Source organism: Aliihoeflea sp. 40Bstr573 (assembly GCF_024105655.1).
Classification (GTDB): Bacteria; Pseudomonadota; Alphaproteobacteria; order Rhizobiales; family Rhizobiaceae; genus Aliihoeflea.
This window is the reverse complement of the sequence record NZ_JAAAMH010000025.1, coordinates 1-17,574: the sequence shown is the minus strand read 5'-3', so window position 1 is coordinate 17,574 and position 17,574 is coordinate 1. Positions and strand designations below refer to the sequence as shown.

Below are 17,574 nucleotides of genomic sequence, written 5' to 3'. Positions count from 1 at the left end.
AGAGCGAGGGCGGTCCACTAGCGCCGGGCTTCTCACCGCTGTTTTGCCACGGGCGCTTATCGCCACAGGTGTTGTCACTCTTGATCAATCTGGCTCTCGCTGACTTTCAAAACGAGCGTGGCGGATGCCGCGACGCACCAACCAGTCTTCCATCTGCCGAATCTCGGCTTCCTGTTCCGCGATGACATGTTCGGCAAAGGACCTGGTTTCAGCGTCCGCGCCGAACTGAAGCTGCACCCGGGCCATATCGATCGCGCCTTGGTGATGTGGGATCATGCCCAACATGAAGGCCACATCTGGATCAGGGTGGCGCATGCCTTTCATCATCGGCCCGTGCATTGTAGCCATCGTCGCCTCATATGCAGCGGCGGCGGGACCCTCCGGTTGATCTTTCGCATCTGACTTGGCGTCGCGTCTGACGCGCACTTCCGGTGCCGGTCGATCAGCGATAGCGCCTGAAGCCATCGGTCCATGCTGACTTTCCAGATTATAGGAATGCGTCGCCCGTTCCGCCACTTCCTGCGGCGCGCCTTCCGGCCCGTAGAATGCGCTATGAAGGCCCCAGTAACTGCCAACAAACAAAACGAGCGCGATCGCCAGCCCGGCAGGGACGCTTTGTAGCGACTGCTTGAGCTTGGGCACGAAGTGCAACTCGCGCGTATGGTCGGCAGCGATCGCGACAATGATCGCCATGATTAGTGCGTGACCGACGAGATCGATGCGTCCGAAGGGGTAAACCGCCGCGTTGAAGATAACGAACAGCGCGATGGCTGACAGCCGCCTTACCAGCGGTGTCCACAGCAGGCCAAAGCCCATGGTGAACTCGGCCACGCCCGCCATCGGAATGAATACGTCGCGCGGCATGCCGAAGGTGAGAAAGGGCTTTTCTTCGACAAGGGGGTAGAACCAGTCAGGATAAGCAAACTTCTCGAGGCTTGACCACATCAGGGCAATGGCTACGCCCCAGCGCAGAACTTGAAAGCGGTGCTTGCGCCATTCTTCATTGCGGGACGCGGCCAAAACGAGATAAGCGGCGACGGCCACCCCCAGCGCCAGGTAGTCAAGGAGATGGAAGAAGTCATAGTCGCGGAGCGCCAGCGCCCATAGCAAGATGATGCCGGCAGCCGACAGTGGCATCGTCTTGCGGGAGAATACCCCGAAGGCGATCAGCAGCTGCAACCACGATACCCACTCGGCCGGGGTCTGCAAGTCGGGCGTAAGATAGACCCCGCCGACTGCAAAAACGGCGACGAAGAAGGCACCGATAACAACTCGGATGAAGTCGTCGAGCCTGTTCCAGAGCGGGTCGCTAACCCGGTCCATCCCTATGAGGATACTTTCGCCGACAGTACCCCGTTCAATTGCCCTCGTCGCGATGAAGAAGACGAGGACAAGGCCGATCGCGGCCCAGAACCAGAGGTTGGTCAAAGTTTGGTCGATAGGAGCTGGAGAAGCACCCACAATGTATGGTGCGAACCACTTCACGTGGGCTTGCGCCGGTGACGCTGCGAGGAGCGCAAACAAAGGGACTCCCACAGCGACTGCCAAGGGATGCATTCCAATTCGGCGAGACATGGTCCTACCTGCTTTCTGTCTCAAACTTTCGGATGACTCTTCGCGGCGCAGCGCGCGGGGAAATCAAGCGCTTTCGATCCGATGTTCCGGCCGATCTGCAGGCTCTCAGCGATGCGCTGTGCTCGATCGATGAGAAACGCTGCGACGTCGGCCGTGCACAGCTCGGATACGGTCTTCTCGAACAGCTGGAGCCATCGAAGGAAATGGGTGTGCTCCAGAGAGAGCCCCTGATGAGCGGCATGAGGCTTACCAGTGTACCGCCCGCTTCGCATCGCAACGGTCGACCAGAAGGCAACCATGTTGTCGAGGTGTGCATTCCATCGACCGCTGAGTCTGGCCTCGAAGATTGGCCCGAGCATCGGATCCTGTCGGACGCGATCGTAAAAGGTATGTACGACGCACCCGATCAGTTCCTCAGTCAGGATAGTGGGTCGTTCGTCGAGGAGCATTTCTAGCGCTCGCGTGTCCTTGATCGGTCGGCCTCTTCATCTACATGAAAAAAGAGGTATTGTAGATGCATCATTTTGTAGCAGGCCCGCAATGCGTCTCACCGCACATACCGACTACGCCCTTCGCGTTCTAATCGCGCTGGCAGCACTGCCGGACGGACAGCGGGTAACCATCCATGATCTGGCTCGACGACATCGCGTCTCCTCCAACCATCTGATGAAGGTCGTCCAGCGGCTGGTGCGAATGGGTCTGGTAAAGGCCGCGCGCGGACGGAGCGGCGGGCTGTCACTTGCTGTTCCCGCAGAGGAGGTTCGAATGGGTCAAGTCGTTCGCGCGCTCGAGACTGACACACAGCTGGTGGCCTGTCTTGGAGACGACACTGCAGCAAGTTGCGTGTTTACAGGTATCTGTGGCCTGACGGGCGCGCTACGTGGAGCATTGGCGGCCTTTTTCGCAGAGTTGGATCGTCTTACGCTTGCAGATGTTGCTGCTCCGCAAGCACGCCTGCAGGAGCGGCTGGGGTTCGGGGCTGTTCGAGAAAGGACCCTGGACCTTGGCCAGCCGTGAGTTGGAGCCGTGCTATTTCTGGTCTGGAGCAACTGCAAATCCGCATTGACGCCATTGATCGGATCGTTCGTGACGTTATGCTGAGCGTGTTTGCATCTTTGTCCATGAGCATCTGACGTGCCTCTCCCCAGACCGACGGACAGAAAGCTATCGAGAGCCCGCATCCGGTTCATGAACCATGCGGGATCCCTCATCGCGTGCATCTAGCCCTGGCGCGGCCGCGAGGTCGTCGACCGGGGGCCGGAAACTCAATCAAGCCTAACATTCGGTTCTGATTTCCGGGTCTGCCACGGCTGGCCTGGCGGAGATGCATGATGACAAGCGAAATTTTGGACCGCATCCGTGCGGCATCTTTCACGAGTATCCGCCGGGTGCGGATATGAGGGTTCTCGTAATAGGCAGCGGGGTCATCGGCGCGACCACCGCCTGGTATCTGGCCAGAGCGGGGCACGAAGTTATCGTGCTCGACCGTCAGCCCGGTCCCGCGCTCGAAACCAGCTACGCCAATGCCGGGGAAGTTTCTCCTGGATACTCGTCGCCGTGGGCCGGCCCTGGAGTTCCGCTGAAGGCGGCCAAATGGCTCTTGATGAAGCATGGCCCGCTTGCGATCCGACCAAAGTTCGACCCCGCCATGTGGTCGTGGCTGATGGAAATGCTGTCGAACTGCACCTCGACGAGGTACGCGGTCAACAAGGCTCGGATGGTACCGATCGCGGAATACAGTCGCGACTGCCTCCAGGAGCTTCGTGAAAAAACCGGAATCGCTTACGACGAGCGAGCCAAGGGAACCTTGCAGCTCTTCCGCAGCCAGAAGCAGCTTGACGGAATCAACGGCGACACAGCCGTCTTGCGCCAGTTCGGCGTCGACTTCGAAGTTCTCGATCGATCAGGCTGCGTGCAGGCGGAGCCGGCGCTTGGACGCGTGGCGCAAAAATTCGTCGGAGGCTTGCGCCTCCCCGGAGACGAAACGGGTGACTGCCGCATCTTTACCGAAAGGCTTGCGGCGCTCGCATCCGCCGCGGTTGATTTCAGGTACGGCGTTTCTGTCGACGAAATCGTGCGTGACGGAGGCAAGATCGCAGGAGCAATGACGACGGAGGGTTTCATCGCTGCCGAGGCAGTGGTCGTCGCCGCCGGCAGCTACTCGCCCGAACTGCTCGCTCCTCTAGGCATTCGTCTTCCGGTCTATCCGGTCAAGGGCTATTCACTGACGATGCGGCTGGTCGATGCAGACGCGGCTCCCGTATCGACGGTCATGGACGAGACCTACAAGATCGCCATCACGCGCCTTGGCGATCGCGTCCGCGTCGGCGGAACAGCTGAGATATCCGGTTTCGATCTTTCGCTGCCGCGTTCGCGTCGAGCGCCGCTCGAGCACTCGGTGACGGACCTGTTCCCCGGCGCGGGCCACGTGGAAAATGCCACGTTCTGGTGTGGCCTGCGTCCGATGACGCCGGACGGACCGCCGATCGTCGGAGCCACCGAAATTTCCGGTCTTTTCGTCAACACCGGCCACGGTACGCTGGGTTGGACGATGGCATGCGGCTCGGGTCGGGTGCTTTCGGACGTGTTGTCCGGCAGGCCTCCGGACATCGACGTCTCGGACCTCGGCCCCGCGAGGTATCGACGATGACGGGCGACATCTTGCGGGAGGGGGCGATCCTAACCGTCGACCTCGATGCGGTCGTGTCAAATTGGAGACTGTTGTCCGCAGCATCGAAACCTGCCGAATGCGCGGCGGTGGTCAAGGCAGACGCCTACGGACTGGGAGCGGCTGAGATCGCGCTCTCGCTGCAGGCGGCCGGCTGCCAAACCTTTTTCGTCGCCCATCTCGACGAGGGTCTTGAACTCCGAAAGGCAATCGGCTTCAGCTCGCGTATTTTCGTTCTTAACGGCACGCCGCGAGGGACTGAATACGATTTCTTGAAGTCGGTCTTGATACCGGTGGTCAACACGGTAGGAGAGCTCGCGGCTTGGCAGCACTGCGCTGGAGCGGCTGGCCGCAGCATGCCCATCGCATTGCAGCTCGACACTGGAATGACCCGTCTGGGTCTAGCGCCTGGCGACATCGCCATGCTGGCAGCCGATCCGGCGCTCCTCATAGGCCTGTCCGTCGAACTGATCATGAGCCATCTCGCCTGTGCCGATCAGTCCGCGCATTCCGCCAACGATCGGCAACGGCGCGAATTCGCCAAGCTCAGGTCTGTACTCCCTAAGAAAGCCGGTTCCTCTCTCGCAAACTCGGCGGGAGTATTCATCGGACGCGGTTTCCATTTCGATCTCGTGCGCCCGGGAGCCGCATTGTACGGGCTCAATCCGACCCCCGGAAGGCCAAACCCGATGAAGGAGGTCGTCGGACTGTCGGCACGCGTGATCCAGCTGCGTGATGTGCCGACGGGAACCTTCGTCGGTTACGGGCATACGAAGCGGACGGCACGCCCCTCGAAGCTTGCTACGATTTCGCTTGGATACGCCGACGGATGGCCACGTTCCGCGTGCACGTCGGCCTTTTTCCACGATACAGCGATGCCGTTCATAGGACGCGTGTCGATGGACAGCATCGTCGTCGACGCGACCGACAGCGCCGGCACCCTTCGAGAAGGGGCCTTCGTCGATATCGTCTGTTCCGAACAGACGGTCGACGATGTCGCCTCGGCGTCCGGCACGATCGGCTACGAGATTCTCGTCCGCCTCGGTCGCCGTTTCAGGCGCGAATACCGAAGCCTAGCCATGCTCGATGAAAGGCCCGGCAAGTCGGGCGAGCATGAGCTGTCATTAAACCAAAAAGTAGAGACATGATGCCCGAACACTCCTTGCTCGACGAAGCCTTGGTCCGCCTCGACGAGGCCGCCGCCCACCTCAATATCGACCCCGACGTCATCGAAAAGCTCAAATATGCGCGTGAGACGACCAAAGTACGCTTGATGATCCGCATGGATGACGGATCACGGAAATCGTTTCTTGCCTGGCGGTGCCGGTACGATGACACGCGCGGGCCGACGAAAGGCGGAATACGCTTCCATCCCGAATCGACTGCCGACGAGGTAGAGACGCTGGCGTTCTGGATGACGTTCAAGTGCGCGGTGATGAACCTGCCGTATGGCGGCGGCAAAGGAGCTGTCCAAGTCGATCCGCGCACCTTGTCCAAAGCCGAACTCGAACGGCTGTCGCGTGCCTATATCCAAGCGTTTGCGCGGATCATCGGGCCGGACCGGGATATTCCTGCCCCGGACGTCTATACGAACTCCATGATCATGGGCTGGATGGCCGACGAGTACGCCCAGATCGTGGGGCAGCACGAACCCGCCATGATCACGGACAAGCCGATCGCGCTTGGCGGATCGCTCGGACGCGGTGACGCGACCGCGCGAGGCGGATATTACCTCGTGAAGCACTTGGCCGGCGATCTCAAGCTAGGCGAGACGATGCGCGTGGCGATCCAAGGGTTTGGCAATGCAGGGCAGCATATCGCGCAGCTGCTCGCAGCGGACGGGCACAAGATCGTCGCCGTTTCGGATTCGCAGGGAGCGGTCTTTTCCGCGGCCGGTCTGCACATCGACCTGTTGACGCACGCCAAGTCAACCGGAATGCCGGTTGCCAGCACTGCAGGCAACGGAGGCCACGAGCGGCTAGCGGCCGACGAGCTTGTGGGGATCGAATGCGACTTGCTGGTCCCCGCGGCACTCGAAAACATGATCCACGAAAACAACGCCGCCATGGTCAAGGCAAGTCTGGTGTTGGAACTGGCCAACGGTCCGATCACCCCTCCGGCGGACGAGATACTCGAAGCGAACGGAACGGTCGTGCTCCCCGACATTTTGGCGAATGCCGGAGGCGTTACGGTGTCCTATCTGGAGTGGGTTCAGAACCGGCAAGGGTTCTACTGGCCAGTCGAGGATATCCATCCACGCCTGCAGACGATGATGGAGCGCGAAGGCAGGGCGGTTTGGGAGGTCGGCCGAGAAAAGGGTGTCACCCTGCGCACCGCCGCCTACGTTCATGCTTTAGGGCGGCTTGCCGAAGCGATCGAGGCGCACGGAACGCAGAGCTTCTTTACCAGCTGAACCGCGGATTGCAGGCGCATGGAGGTGTCAATTGAGACTGCTGCTCACCCGGCCGCGACAGCAAGCGTTTGCCTTGGCTGCAGCACTGCAGGCTAAGGGGCATGTCGTCCATATCGCGCCGTTGTTGAAGGTCGAACCTTCGCGGCACGATCGGGAAGCTTTCGAACAGGCGTCAGCGGTGATCCTCACGTCCGCGAACGCCGTGCCCGCCCTCGTCGGTCTCGATCCGGACGTGCCGATTTTTGCCGTCGGTCCCGAAACCGCCGCCGCAGTGAGAAAAGCAGGCTTCCGTCGCGTGGAAGCCGCGCTTGGTACAGCCGAGAGCCTTCTAGACCTGGTGCACGCGAGTTTGAGACCAAGCGACGGGCTTCTTGCCTATGCGAGCGGCCACTACGTCTCCGTCAACGTCGCATCCCGTTTGACCGAGCGAGGGTACCGTTGCAAACAAGTCGAGGTCTACCGCACGAGTAAAGCCGGCTCGCTCCCAAAGTCGGCTCGGCTCCGATTGTTGGGAGGCGAGTTGGATGCCGTGCTGTTCATGTCGGTGCGGACGGCCGAAGCCTTCTGCGAAATCGTCGCAGACGCGGGATTGTCCGAAAGTTGTCGATGGACGGCCTCTGTGTCGCTGTCAAAAAAGATCGACGCTCAGCTCCGACATTTGCCATGGAAAGATTCCCAGATTGCCGGGTCGCCGACCAGGGCAGGACTGCTTGAGGCCGTCGCCGCGCTCGATCGACGCCGCCGAACTCGCGTCTTTTGAGAGCATGGTCAGTTCGATTGGCAGCGGCCGACGCCAATTGGCCCCGGCATCGGCCGCTGCCTCAAACACCATCACGGGAACAAGAGTTCGCGGTCGTCCCCGTTCTCGCTGATATGACTCGACAGGCCGAGTTGCCCCAACAATCCGAGGAAGGGGCGCGGCGGAAGTTCTTCCACGTTTGCCATCTTACGAACGTCCCAACGCCCGGTGGCTACCAGGATCGCGGCGGCGACGGCTGGAACGCCGGCCGTGTATGAAATGCCCTGGCTTCCCACTTCTGCGAACGCTTGCTCATGGTCGGCGACGTTGTAGATGAAGACCTCCCGTTCCCGGCCGTCCTTGACGCCCTTGACCAGGTCCCCGATGCAAGTCTTGCCCGAATAGTCATCCGCCAAGGACGACGGGTCGGGCAGGACTGCCTTCACCACCTTGAGCGGAACGACTTCTAGGCCCTCGGCGGTCGTGACGGGTTTCTCCGACAGGAGTCCGAGGTTCTTCAAAACGTTGAACACGTTGATGTAGCGGTCGCCGAATCCCATCCAGAACCTGACGTTCGGTATGCCGAGGACTTGAGACAGCGAATGCACTTCGTCATGCCCCGTCAAATATGCCGTTTGGCGGCCGACGACGGGAAGATCCCAGTCCTTCCCGATTTCGAACATCTGGTTCGACTTCCATTCGCCCTCTTGCCAGGACCAAACTTGCCCGGTGAACTCGCGGAAATTGATTTCCGGGTCGAAGTTCGTGGCAAAGTACCTGCCGTGACTGCCCGCATTGATGTCGATGATGTCGATGGAATCGATGCGATCGAAATACTCGTCCCGGGCGAAGCGCGCATATGCGTTGACGACACCGGGATCGAAGCCGGCACCCAGGATCGCGGTGACGCCGGCGCTAGCGCACTCGTCACGCCGTTTCCATTCGTAGTTCGCGTACCAAGGCGGCGTCTCGCACACCTTCATCGGATCTTCATGGATGGCTGTGTCGATATAGGCCGCACCAGTGGCGATGCATGCCGACAAGACCGACATGTTAACGAAGGCGGAGCCCACGTTCAGGACGATTCCAGCCCCCGTCCTTCTGATCAGTTCCGTCGTCGCTGCGACGTCCATGGCGTCGAGCTCGTGCGGTTCCAGCCGGCCTTCCACTTTGAGAGCCTTTTTATCGCGCACCGTAGCGACGATGGCCTCGCATTTCGAGAGCGTCCTTGACGCTATGTGGATGTCGCCGAGGATGTCGTTGTTCTGCGCGCATTTATGCGCGACGACCTGCGCGACGCCGCCAGCGCCGATAATGAGAATATGTCGCTTCATTTCGAGGGGGGTATTCCTTGTGTTGTTGGGGTTGGAGGAAGCTTACGAAAGGCTCGCTTCGTAGTCGGCGTAGCCGAACTGGCGGATGTTCCGGATCGAACCGTCGAGCTCGCGGACGGCGATGGATGGCATTGCGACGCCGTTGAACCAGTTCTTCTTGACCATGGTGTAGCCGGCCGCGTCCTGGAACGAGATGCGGTCGCCGACCTTCAGCGGAGCTTCGAACCGGAACGTGCCGAAGACGTCTCCTGCAAGGCAGGACTTCCCACAGACCATGTATTCGTGCGGACCGGTGTTCGGGATAACTTGCGTCTCCTCGCGGTAGATGAGCAGGTCCAGCATGTGGGCCTCGATGGAGGAATCGACGACGGCCAGGTGCCGGCCGTTGACAAGGGTGTCGAGCACGGAAACTTCCAAGGTCGTGCAGTCGGTGACGGCCGCCTCGCCGGGCTCCAGGTAGACCTGCACGCCGTAGCGCTCGGAAAATGCACGCAGACGATCGCAGAGCGCGTCCAGGGGGTAGCCGTCCGCGGTGAAATGGATACCGCCGCCAAGGCTAACCCAGTCCAGGTACCGCAAGAGCTCGCCAAAACGTTCCTCGATCCCGTCGAGCATCCGGGAAAACAGCTCGAAGTCTTCGTTCTCGCAGTTGTTGTGGATCATGACCCCGTCGATCCGGTCCAGGACGGCTTCGATCCTGCCAGGGTCGCTTTCGCCGAGACGGCTGAACGGTCGAGCCGGATCTGCAAGGTCAAATGAAGACGAGGATATGCCCGGGTTGATACGCAGCCCGCAGGCGATCCCTCCCGCGCGAGGGCTGAAGCGATCCAGCTGCGCGACGGAGTTGAAGATTATCTTGTCCGCGTGCCCAACGGCTTCGTCGATTTCGTGATCGGCCCAGGCGACGCTGTATGCGTGGGTCTCGCCGCCGAAACGGGTCCGCCCGAGCCTGACTTCGTTCAGCGACGACGAGGTGGTGCCATCCATGTACGGGCCCATGAAGTCGAAAACGGACCACGTCGCGAAACACTTCAGGGCAAGCAGTGCCTTCGCGCCGGACTTCTCTCGCAGGTACGCGATCCGTTCCAAATTTCGGAGCAGCTTCGCCTTGTCGACAAGGTAGTAGGGCGTGTTCATCATAATTTGCTTCTTTCTCTCGCTACGCTTCTCGAAAAGGGGTCTGTCACTTCAAGGCCCAGGATCCGGCGCTTCATGGACCGCGCCGCCAGCGACACGTTGACGGAAGCCTTCATGGCGTACGAGGCGGCGTAAATGGGCTCTGAGCTACCCCAAACAGGGCTTTGCAGCATCGCGGGTGCGCGTTCAGCAAACCTGTCGGGAGCCGAGCGGAAACGACCGAACGAAACGGAGCCCATCCATTCGCAGATATGATCGGCCGGTTCACGAAGGCGGCCTAGTAGCTCGAGGTATTCAGCTTGAACCTCGGGCGTGGCTTGACGCCGATTGAGCGTGTAGAGCCGATGAAGCTCGCTGGCGAAGAGATAGGGATCCCGCCGCGCCCGTCGCCAATAAACCCGTCTGCCGTCGGCGATGTCGAGGTATTCATCTATCGCGGCTACGGGTATCGCCTCTGTCGCGTGCGGAACGAACAACATGAAAGGATCGACGGCAATATCGTCGCCTGCAGCCTTAACGGTGGCCAAGCCCGGTCGTTCGGGCTTCGGCGCAAAATCCAGCACCTTCAGCAAGGATGCCGTTACCTGCCAACAACCCGCGGTCACCGCTGCCGCGTCTTGCACGGCCAGTCCGCACACCGTTACGAGGGCGTGGGCGATCGCCAGCTTGACGCAGCCGTGAGGCCCGTGTCTTCGAGCCGACGGATCCGCAGACGTCGTCGTCAATGAACGGCCGGCCCACGCTTCCACGATGTCGTGGATGGTGTCGACTTCGCAATCCAACGATTCGGCGATGTGCTCGTCGGTCACCGCCCCGTCGCGCCAAAGATTGGAGCGACCGGCGGTCTTGGCGGCGTTCATGGCCGGCCCTCCATTTTTGCAGTCCGAGCGGCAGGCGCTGTCGGTGGCAGCCCGCCCGCAAGCTGGTTCGTGGAATGGTCAGAGGCGGTTTCGATGCGGGCGATGATCTCGTTTGGAGATGAAGCCAGGCGCATGCCTTCAAGGATGTCGGGATCCGACAATACACGGCAGACGCGCGCGAGCGCTCGCGTGAATTCGGTGGACAGTTCCAATGGCGAAATAATCCCCAGCACCACGTCGACGGGCTGATCGTCCGGGGCCCGAAACCATATGGGACGTTCCAGAACGACCAGCGTCGCGAATGGTTTGGAGAGATCTCTTAGAAGGGCATGCGGAACGGCGATGCCGTTCTCGATTCCCGTCGAACCCAGGCTTTCCCGGTTAAGGAGTCCTGTCAGCACTGTGTCATCCGATAGGCCTGACTGGCTCGAAAGATTGGCGGCAATCGCCCTGAGCAGTGGGCGTCGCGCGTCTGCAGTGGCGCGCACGAAGATGTCCTGCGGATGCAGGAAGCCAAGGATATCCATGATTTGTCTCCACGCTGGCCCTTGTCGGACCAGACGACCGCGCCGCTTTATGGGCGCAAGTGTCGGTATCGGGTAATGCAATCCTGGCAGGCCCGGACGCTGAGCCAGGGATCAGGTGGCGTCCGGGTCAGGGTCCTGCTTTGCGCAGGCGCGTGCCCTTTGGGGGCAGGAATGCAGGCGTGGTCGACATGCGCCGAACCTACCGATTTGGGCTGCCGAAGCAACCCCCGGCGACCTCCCCGGGAAGACTTGCCTTGCACAAGCCGATGTTGGATGGGCGATTCCCGTGTGCTGTCGGCGACCTTGACGACATTGCAGCGATCACGGCCGTCAGACCTGGTTCGGCGACAAGGGCGGCAGCCTCGGCCGGAGTCGCCCAGTGCCTGATCACCTTCATCTCGGCGGGCCAACTGGTGTGTACGCGCAGAACGGATAGCCCATACACAACGACATTGACGCCTTGTTCGTCGCCACATGTCCGACGCCTGTTGTGGAAATACCTGCCGAGGGGTTCCGGTCCGAACCGGCCGGTGACGCCTGCATCGCGGAACGCCGCGCGATCGGCCGCCTGAACTTCCGCCGCCCAGTCCGAACGGACCTCAGCCGGAATAGCCCAGCTGTCCTCCCGCTCTTTGCGCATCACCAGGATCTCAAGCGTACCCTCGCATCCGATGCGCCAGGGCAGAGCCGCGATCTCGGTTAAAATGGGGGCGGTTTTGAAGATCTTGCTTGGTCCGACGTTCAGCATGGACGCAGCGGCCGTACGGTCGCCGACCGCGCAGGCGCGGTGTCGGATGCGAATGGGTAGTGAGCGGGCTCCAACCTCGGCGACAAGCACCACGGACATCTGCTTGCCGACTTCGGGACCGAACGATTGCAGGGAAGACATATCGCGCGGACGCGAGAAAATCTCATAATGACGCTCCATCGATGCGGCGCGTTGGCCGCATGTGTAGACCGCGATGTAGTCGAGAGTTCCCGGAGAGGCTCAGGTGCGGAATTCTGGGTGAGGAAGCCTGATCCGGGCGGGAACGCGTCCCTTTCCGGCAAGCCTCGACACCTTGATGAAAGTCCTCATGCACATGGCCCCAACATAGCCGTTCGCATTGCCTCTTTGCAGGTGACGTTATGTCGCTCGCGAAGCTCTGGTCGGAATCGATGAACGTTTGACTTTGGAGCGGGCCTCCGCACAGTGGGTGTATGACCAAGTTGTCACAGATCATCCGGCTTCGCTTTCGCAAGCGGCCCCAAATCGGCCACTAGCCCTGGCTCGTCTGCGCTGAGCGCGGCAGGCCAGGGAACAACGAAAAGTTTGTTCAAGCAGCGCGGCTGGTGCAGGGCATCCGCACGTCGCGCATCGCCGGAAAGGATCTGTTTATGGCCAAGAGAAATGGCAACAGGGAAGCGCGTAAGCCCAAGCAGGACAAGAAGAAGGAGAAAAAGGCCAGTTCCATTTCGGAACTGGCGGCAGGATTGTCCGTGTCGCCGAGGCGCAAGTGAATTCGGCCTGCACGCGGCTATGGACGCCGCGTGCAGGCTACCTGTTTGCGTCAATAGACGGCAAACGCGAGCAGCATCAATCCGAAGATGCCTGTCGCGATGATTACGGTCGTGACCGTGTCCATGGAGTATTCATCTCTATCTAATTGCGAAACGGCCACTGGGACCTTGGACGACTGCTACTTGTCGAGTGAGCCTCGTTTGACCGTCCTTGCAATGTCGTTTCTGATGAGCCCGATATCCCAAAGTTCCCTGTCACTGAGCGCCTCAAGTTCCTTGATGGCTTTCCTGTGCCGCCATCGATGAACGCCGAGGGCGATTAGGCTGCGAATTGGCGATCTGGATCTGTAATCCGACATGCGGTTCTCCGTGATGAAGGCGCACGCTGCCGCGACGTAGTCGCCGGCACTTTGAACGGTTATCCGGACAGCCCGGCAACGGCCGTGCGACGCCGTCGCCGACATGGCGTCGGGATGCGAAGGTCGTCACCCCGGCGGACTGGCTGCTAGGCCCGCCGCCGGGGCGGAACCCGGGTCAGCAGAGGGCCTGATCGGATCAACGAACCCACAATCATGCGAATGCTCGCCAGAAGAACGCGATGCTCATCGTCGCGCCGACCAGGACGACGATGAACTTGACCACCTTTGCGGGTAGCGCTCTTGCGACCGGCGCGCCCGCGTAGCCACCGACCGTCGCGGCGATCATCATCACGATCGCCTGACGCCACTCGACGATGCCAGCGGCGGCAAAAGTCGCGACCGAGATCGCCGAGAGGACGAACGAAAGACCAGTCTTCAGCCCGTTCATAATGTTGATGTCGCGCATTCCCCACAACGAGAACAGCGCCAGAAGGACGATCCCCAATCCTCCGTTGAAGTAGCCGCCATAGATCGAGACGATGAGCGTGCTCCAAGGCCCGTCACTATTGCCAAGACTGTGGCGGGCGGCCCAGGTCTGGATGCGCGAGCCCAAGGCGAAGACGATCGTGGCGAGCGCCAGCAGGAACGGCACCACGACGGTGAAACCCTCGTTCGACGACACGAGCAACAGAAGCGAGCCGACAAGACCGCCGATCGCCGTCACGCCGACGATCTTCAGTAGCCTCCTCCGTTCGAATTCGGCAATCTCTTGCCTGAAGCCGAGCGCGCCACCCAGATAGCCGGGGAACACGGCGACGGCACTCGTCGCGTTCGCGGCCACGGGCGGCACCCCGGTGTAGACGAGCGCAGGGAAGGTCAGGAAAGTTCCGCCTCCGGCCACCGTGTTCAAGATCCCGGCTAGGAAAGCGGCCGCGGCAAGGATGAGGTACTCGGTCATTTTCGTTTTCCTTGCCGCAGCGGCATTCAGGCGGCCGAAGGGCCAGGGTCGTCGAATCCGTCTCGGCCAACCGGGACAAGACAGGGGCTGTCCTGGAGCGAGCCTTGGATGACCCTCAAGCTCGGCTTTTGTGGCATTCCCGCGGGCATGCCAGCGATCGCATCTTTCTCACGCTTCGCAGCCTCGGGCTGATAAAGCACCCTTTCAAGCAGGACGCGCTCTGTCTCGCCGTCGCTGTTCGTCAGCGAGAACTCCTGTCCTTCGCTGAGTCCCATCAAGGCCAGACCGCGCGCAGTCGTAATCGGCAGGAACAGGCCGACCGGAGAGTGCATCCGATCATGCGAAATGATCCGGCTGTCGGAATCGCGCCCGTTGACGCTGAACGCCACGCGGCTGCTGAGCGTGGCGACGTTTACCGGCACGTCCTCTCGGAACATGACCGTCGCCGAGCCGAGCTTCCTGTCGAGGATCGGCTTGAGCGGATCGTCGGTACCGAGGCAGCGGTCGCGCATGACCTCGAGAATGGTGAAGTCCTTGGCGGTGAGGATGCAGGCATCTAAAGTCATCGCAGTTCTCCATCGCTCCGCGGAGCGCATACGTTGATTTCGCGTTGGAGAATCCCCTGGCCGCGGACTGCGGCGCAGGGGTTAGGATCCTGCGAGCAGGCAACCTCCGAACAATGACAGGCGGCACGGCGGCATCACGTCGGTCATGACGCGGTCTGCGCTTCCGGCAATGCCGACGCTTCGGTCGTGACAGAGAGCGCGTCGACTGCCTGCACGGTGAGACGGTGGGTACGGCCATCGCGCGCGGTCCAGTCGATGGACTGGCCCGACGAGAGGCCGATCAAAGCTACGCCGATCGGCGTTAGGATGGAGATCTTGCCTTGCGCGATGTCGGCCTCGCCTGGAAATACGAGCGTGACACGACGGTCCTCGCCCAGATCGCTCGTGAAGCGAACGGTCGAGCCCATTCGCACGATCCCATCGGCGATCCGGCCGTCCTCGACGATCCGGGCGCGCTCCAATTCGAGGAGCAACGTCTCGGACACCTCGGGGCTTCTGTCCGCGAAGGATTCAGCCAGCCTCCAGAGCCGATCGTGTTCCGTGCGGCTCAAAATGATTGCAGGCTTGCGGGTCTTGTTCTTTGTCGGAGCCATGTAATGGACCCTTATTGCTATAGCCCGACCGCCGCAGCCATCGAGGAAACGGGTCGGACATTCTTAAACTGGAAAATGGTGCCGCATATTCGGGCTGAGCCGCAATTGCGTTGATCAGCCAATGCCCCTCGGCCGGGGCGCGACGCGACCTGGCCGGGGGTCAGATGCCCGCGATGGGGCATACCCTGAAAGAAACAGAAAGGTGGCGTGTGAACTTGCGCATGTCCAAGACGTCGGCTTTTGGGCGAAGAAAGTCAAGTCGCCCGGAGCCGCCTCGTCGCCGCTGGCTGGAAAACGCCTACGACGTGCCGCTTTCAGGCCAGATGCCTGCAAGATGGCGACCTAAGCTGCACACGGTCCGGTCAACAAAGATCGTCGCGATTATGTGGGGTCCACTAGCATCTTCGCTGCATTGTTGTTTGGAATTTTCCTGATGAAGATGGTCGCCAGGCTCCAAACGTCCTTTTCCAGTTTCGTCCATGGGTCGGCTGTGATTGGCGAAGTCTCTCGACGGGTTCGCGGCTGTGGCCGCCTGCGACCGGTGTTGAAAGAAGCGCTCGGCCGCGAATTTGGATGGCAGCTTGAGAAAATCACCGAGATCGGAAATGTGATGACGCTCAAGAACGTGGCGTACAACGTGCGCCCGGTTGTAACCCGTTCCAAGCTTGAGCAGGTTCGCGGATGGAATCTCGATCTTTGGCTCAGCATCTTTCTGCGGAACGCTTCAAATTTGCTCGTTGATGATCTAGCGGCTGCGTTCATCGTGCAGTCAAATGCGCTCGCCAGAAGCCTGCAATTCGCTATCTGTCCCCCAGTACGAGCCACTGATCTGACCGGCAGGGAAACTGCGATATGAAACCTCGCTCGACCGATCCCTTTCCTGATGCAGTCGCCGGGTTTGTAGCCAGTGTTTGGTTGGGAATGATAGTTGGCGTTTCGTTTCTGCCAACGCTCGCGAAGTTTCACGCTGCATCCCTCGATTTCGCCGTTGCGCTAGAAGTCGGCCGACAGACCTTCCCGGTGTTTAAGAAGGTGGAGTGGGGCTTGGCGACGCTCCTCGGCATTGCGGTTTTCTTTCCAAGAGCGCCACGTGCAGAGATCATTTTTACAGCGACCACCGTCGCAATCGTAGCAGTGCAGGCATTGTGGCTGCTGCCGATCCTTGACTCGCGGGTCGAAGGGCTGATTGGCGGACGGCCTATGCCTTCCTCAACCCATCACATGCTTTACGCCGTGCTGGAAGCCGGAAAGGTGTTGACGCTGGCAGCCGTCGCGCTTGTTGCCCTATTCAGATTGGGATGGCGCGACAAACCGGAGATTGATGGCGGGAACCTATAACGAGCGCCATGGCCCCACATATTCTCACGCGCGGATCATGGGATCCTGCCAACAGCGGCGCAGGTACAACACTCGAAGGAAACTCGTTGATGACAAAAGGGTACGGAAAATGCGCCGCCTATGCTTCGCCACCGTGCTTCATGCATGAACTCGATCCAGAATATACGGGGATCGCCTCCAGCGACCAAACCGCGATCGACGTGGCGCGGTGGAGGAAGGCGAAGCGATCGCAGTTGATCACGCAAAGGCTCGCTATCCCGGTAGACGCTCGCATGGATGCTTCTCGACGAATTGCCATTCGACTGGATCAGGAGATCGGGATCGCAAGCGGCCTGACAGTTGGCGTCTACTGGCCGTTTCGAGGCGAGCCCGATCTCCGCGGATGGTCGGCGAGTGTTTGTTCCCGCGGCGCGCAACTAGCTCTTCCCGTCGTAAGAGCGAAGGGACAACCCCTTGAATTCAGATCCTGGTCACCGGGTGAAAAGCTTGAAAAAGGCGTCTGGAACATACCAGTGCCAACGAATGGCAAGGCGGTGAGTCCAAATGTCGTCGTGGCCCCGGTGGTCGGCTTCGACGGAGCCGGCTACCGCCTCGGCTATGGCGGCGGATTCTACGACCGAACACTCGCCGGTATGGCGGCGAAGCCGGTCACCATAGGCGTGGGCTATTCTCTCGCAAGGCTACCAACCATCTATCCGCAGTGGCACGACATTCCTCTCGACAGGATGGTCATCGAGGAAATTCGTCCTGCTCCGTCAATTGCACCGGATCAGGTCGTAGCGAGCGGATAGACGACTTTTCCATCCGCTGTTTTCTGTGCTCCACGCGTAATCTTCGCTGTTTCCCTGCGTCCAGGCGACATGAGATGATCGACGGCGTGGTGATCCAGCCCCACTGAACGGGTCCACCTTGAGTTATGGTTTTGACCATGAAGGAGGACCACGATGAGCAACAAACGACACAAGCCGGAAGAGATCGTCACGAAGCTTCGGCAGGTTGAAGTCCTG

At 60.6% G+C, this 17,574-nt stretch carries 20 protein-coding genes; 9 read left to right on the top strand and 11 right to left on the bottom strand.

Annotated elements, in window-relative coordinates:
• Positions 1–84 precede the first annotated feature (84 nt).
• Both GTK01_RS18770 and GTK01_RS18765 read right to left on the bottom strand, forming a co-directional pair.
• Entirely contained in the window at positions 85–1,524 is a 1,440-nt protein-coding gene (locus GTK01_RS18770; protein ID WP_252928955.1) for a DUF305 domain-containing protein, read from the bottom strand.
• Between the two features lie 71 nt (positions 1,525–1,595).
• Positions 1,596–1,934, bottom strand: a complete 339-nt coding sequence (locus GTK01_RS18765) for a group III truncated hemoglobin (RefSeq protein WP_252928993.1) — start codon at positions 1,932–1,934, stop codon at positions 1,596–1,598.
• Between the two features lie 181 nt (positions 1,935–2,115).
• Between GTK01_RS18765 and GTK01_RS18760 the strand changes: the two genes are divergently transcribed.
• From GTK01_RS18760 to GTK01_RS18740, 5 genes are all read left to right on the top strand, one after another.
• The gene (locus GTK01_RS18760) at positions 2,116–2,592 is read left to right on the top strand and encodes an Rrf2 family transcriptional regulator (protein ID WP_252928953.1); all 477 of its coding nucleotides are present in this window, start codon (positions 2,116–2,118) and stop codon (positions 2,590–2,592) included.
• A 379-nt stretch (positions 2,593–2,971) separates the two neighbouring features.
• Positions 2,972–4,225 carry a D-amino acid dehydrogenase gene (locus GTK01_RS18755; protein ID WP_252928952.1) on the top strand — a complete coding sequence of 418 codons (1,254 nt, stop codon included), beginning with the start codon at positions 2,972–2,974 and terminating at the stop codon, positions 4,223–4,225.
• Positions 4,222–5,391: an alanine racemase gene (gene alr / locus GTK01_RS18750; protein ID WP_252928950.1), complete on the top strand. Its 1,170-nt coding sequence runs from the start codon at positions 4,222–4,224 to the stop codon at positions 5,389–5,391. The genes GTK01_RS18755 and alr overlap by 4 nt, the downstream gene beginning before the upstream one ends.
• Positions 5,391–6,656 carry a Glu/Leu/Phe/Val dehydrogenase gene (locus GTK01_RS18745; protein ID WP_252928948.1) on the top strand — a complete coding sequence of 422 codons (1,266 nt, stop codon included), beginning with the start codon at positions 5,391–5,393 and terminating at the stop codon, positions 6,654–6,656. Before alr ends, GTK01_RS18745 begins: the two co-directional genes overlap by 1 nt.
• Positions 6,657–6,687: 31 nt before the next feature.
• Positions 6,688–7,416 carry a uroporphyrinogen-III synthase gene (locus GTK01_RS18740; protein ID WP_252928946.1) on the top strand — a complete coding sequence of 243 codons (729 nt, stop codon included), beginning with the start codon at positions 6,688–6,690 and terminating at the stop codon, positions 7,414–7,416.
• Between the two features lie 71 nt (positions 7,417–7,487).
• On the opposite strand, the gene GTK01_RS18735 is transcribed toward GTK01_RS18740, so the two are convergent.
• The 5 genes from GTK01_RS18735 to GTK01_RS18715 all read right to left on the bottom strand — a co-directional run bounded on the left by GTK01_RS18735 (position 7,488) and on the right by GTK01_RS18715 (position 12,181).
• Entirely contained in the window at positions 7,488–8,729 is a 1,242-nt protein-coding gene (locus GTK01_RS18735; protein WP_252928944.1) for a saccharopine dehydrogenase family protein, read from the bottom strand.
• A 42-nt stretch (positions 8,730–8,771) separates the two neighbouring features.
• Entirely contained in the window at positions 8,772–9,869 is a 1,098-nt protein-coding gene (locus GTK01_RS18730) for a carboxynorspermidine decarboxylase (RefSeq protein ID WP_252928942.1), read from the bottom strand.
• The gene (locus tag GTK01_RS18725) at positions 9,866–10,726 is read right to left on the bottom strand and encodes a hypothetical protein (protein ID WP_252928940.1); all 861 of its coding nucleotides are present in this window, start codon (positions 10,724–10,726) and stop codon (positions 9,866–9,868) included. The genes GTK01_RS18730 and GTK01_RS18725 overlap by 4 nt, the downstream gene beginning before the upstream one ends.
• Complete coding sequence (locus GTK01_RS18720; protein WP_252928939.1) at positions 10,723–11,253, bottom strand: PTS sugar transporter subunit IIA; 531 nt, start codon at positions 11,251–11,253, stop codon at positions 10,723–10,725. The genes GTK01_RS18725 and GTK01_RS18720 overlap by 4 nt, the downstream gene beginning before the upstream one ends.
• Positions 11,254–11,452: 199 nt before the next feature.
• The gene (locus GTK01_RS18715) at positions 11,453–12,181 is read right to left on the bottom strand and encodes a hypothetical protein (protein WP_252928937.1); all 729 of its coding nucleotides are present in this window, start codon (positions 12,179–12,181) and stop codon (positions 11,453–11,455) included.
• A 404-nt stretch (positions 12,182–12,585) separates the two neighbouring features.
• Here GTK01_RS18715 and GTK01_RS18710 point away from each other — a divergent pair, with 404 nt between their 5' ends.
• Positions 12,586–12,753, top strand: coding sequence for a hypothetical protein (locus GTK01_RS18710; RefSeq protein WP_252928935.1), 168 nt, complete (start codon positions 12,586–12,588; stop codon positions 12,751–12,753).
• A 179-nt stretch (positions 12,754–12,932) separates the two neighbouring features.
• On the opposite strand, the gene GTK01_RS18705 is transcribed toward GTK01_RS18710, so the two are convergent.
• The 4 genes from GTK01_RS18705 to rnk form a co-directional block, all read right to left on the bottom strand.
• On the bottom strand, positions 12,933–13,112 hold the full coding sequence (locus GTK01_RS18705; protein WP_252928933.1) for a DUF1127 domain-containing protein: 180 nt from the start codon (positions 13,110–13,112) through the stop codon (positions 12,933–12,935).
• 211 nt (positions 13,113–13,323) lie between these two features.
• A complete protein-coding gene (locus GTK01_RS18700; RefSeq protein ID WP_252928931.1) occupies positions 13,324–14,070 on the bottom strand; it encodes a sulfite exporter TauE/SafE family protein in 747 nt (248 codons plus the stop codon).
• A 26-nt stretch (positions 14,071–14,096) separates the two neighbouring features.
• Positions 14,097–14,636, bottom strand: a complete 540-nt coding sequence (locus GTK01_RS18695; RefSeq protein WP_252928929.1) for a nucleoside-diphosphate kinase — start codon at positions 14,634–14,636, stop codon at positions 14,097–14,099.
• 143 nt (positions 14,637–14,779) lie between these two features.
• Entirely contained in the window at positions 14,780–15,229 is a 450-nt protein-coding gene (gene rnk, locus GTK01_RS18690) for a nucleoside diphosphate kinase regulator (protein ID WP_252928927.1), read from the bottom strand.
• Between the two features lie 433 nt (positions 15,230–15,662).
• On the opposite strand from rnk, the gene GTK01_RS18685 reads away from it, so the two are divergent.
• The 3 genes from GTK01_RS18685 (at position 15,663) to GTK01_RS18675 (ending at position 17,358) form a co-directional block, all read left to right on the top strand.
• Positions 15,663–16,085, top strand: a complete 423-nt coding sequence (locus GTK01_RS18685; RefSeq protein WP_252928925.1) for a hypothetical protein — start codon at positions 15,663–15,665, stop codon at positions 16,083–16,085.
• Complete coding sequence (locus GTK01_RS18680) at positions 16,082–16,567, top strand: hypothetical protein (protein ID WP_252928923.1); 486 nt, start codon at positions 16,082–16,084, stop codon at positions 16,565–16,567. The genes GTK01_RS18685 and GTK01_RS18680 overlap by 4 nt, the downstream gene beginning before the upstream one ends.
• Positions 16,568–16,656: 89 nt before the next feature.
• On the top strand, positions 16,657–17,358 hold the full coding sequence (locus GTK01_RS18675; RefSeq protein ID WP_252928921.1) for a 5-formyltetrahydrofolate cyclo-ligase: 702 nt from the start codon (positions 16,657–16,659) through the stop codon (positions 17,356–17,358).
• Positions 17,359–17,574: the final 216 nt, after the last annotated feature.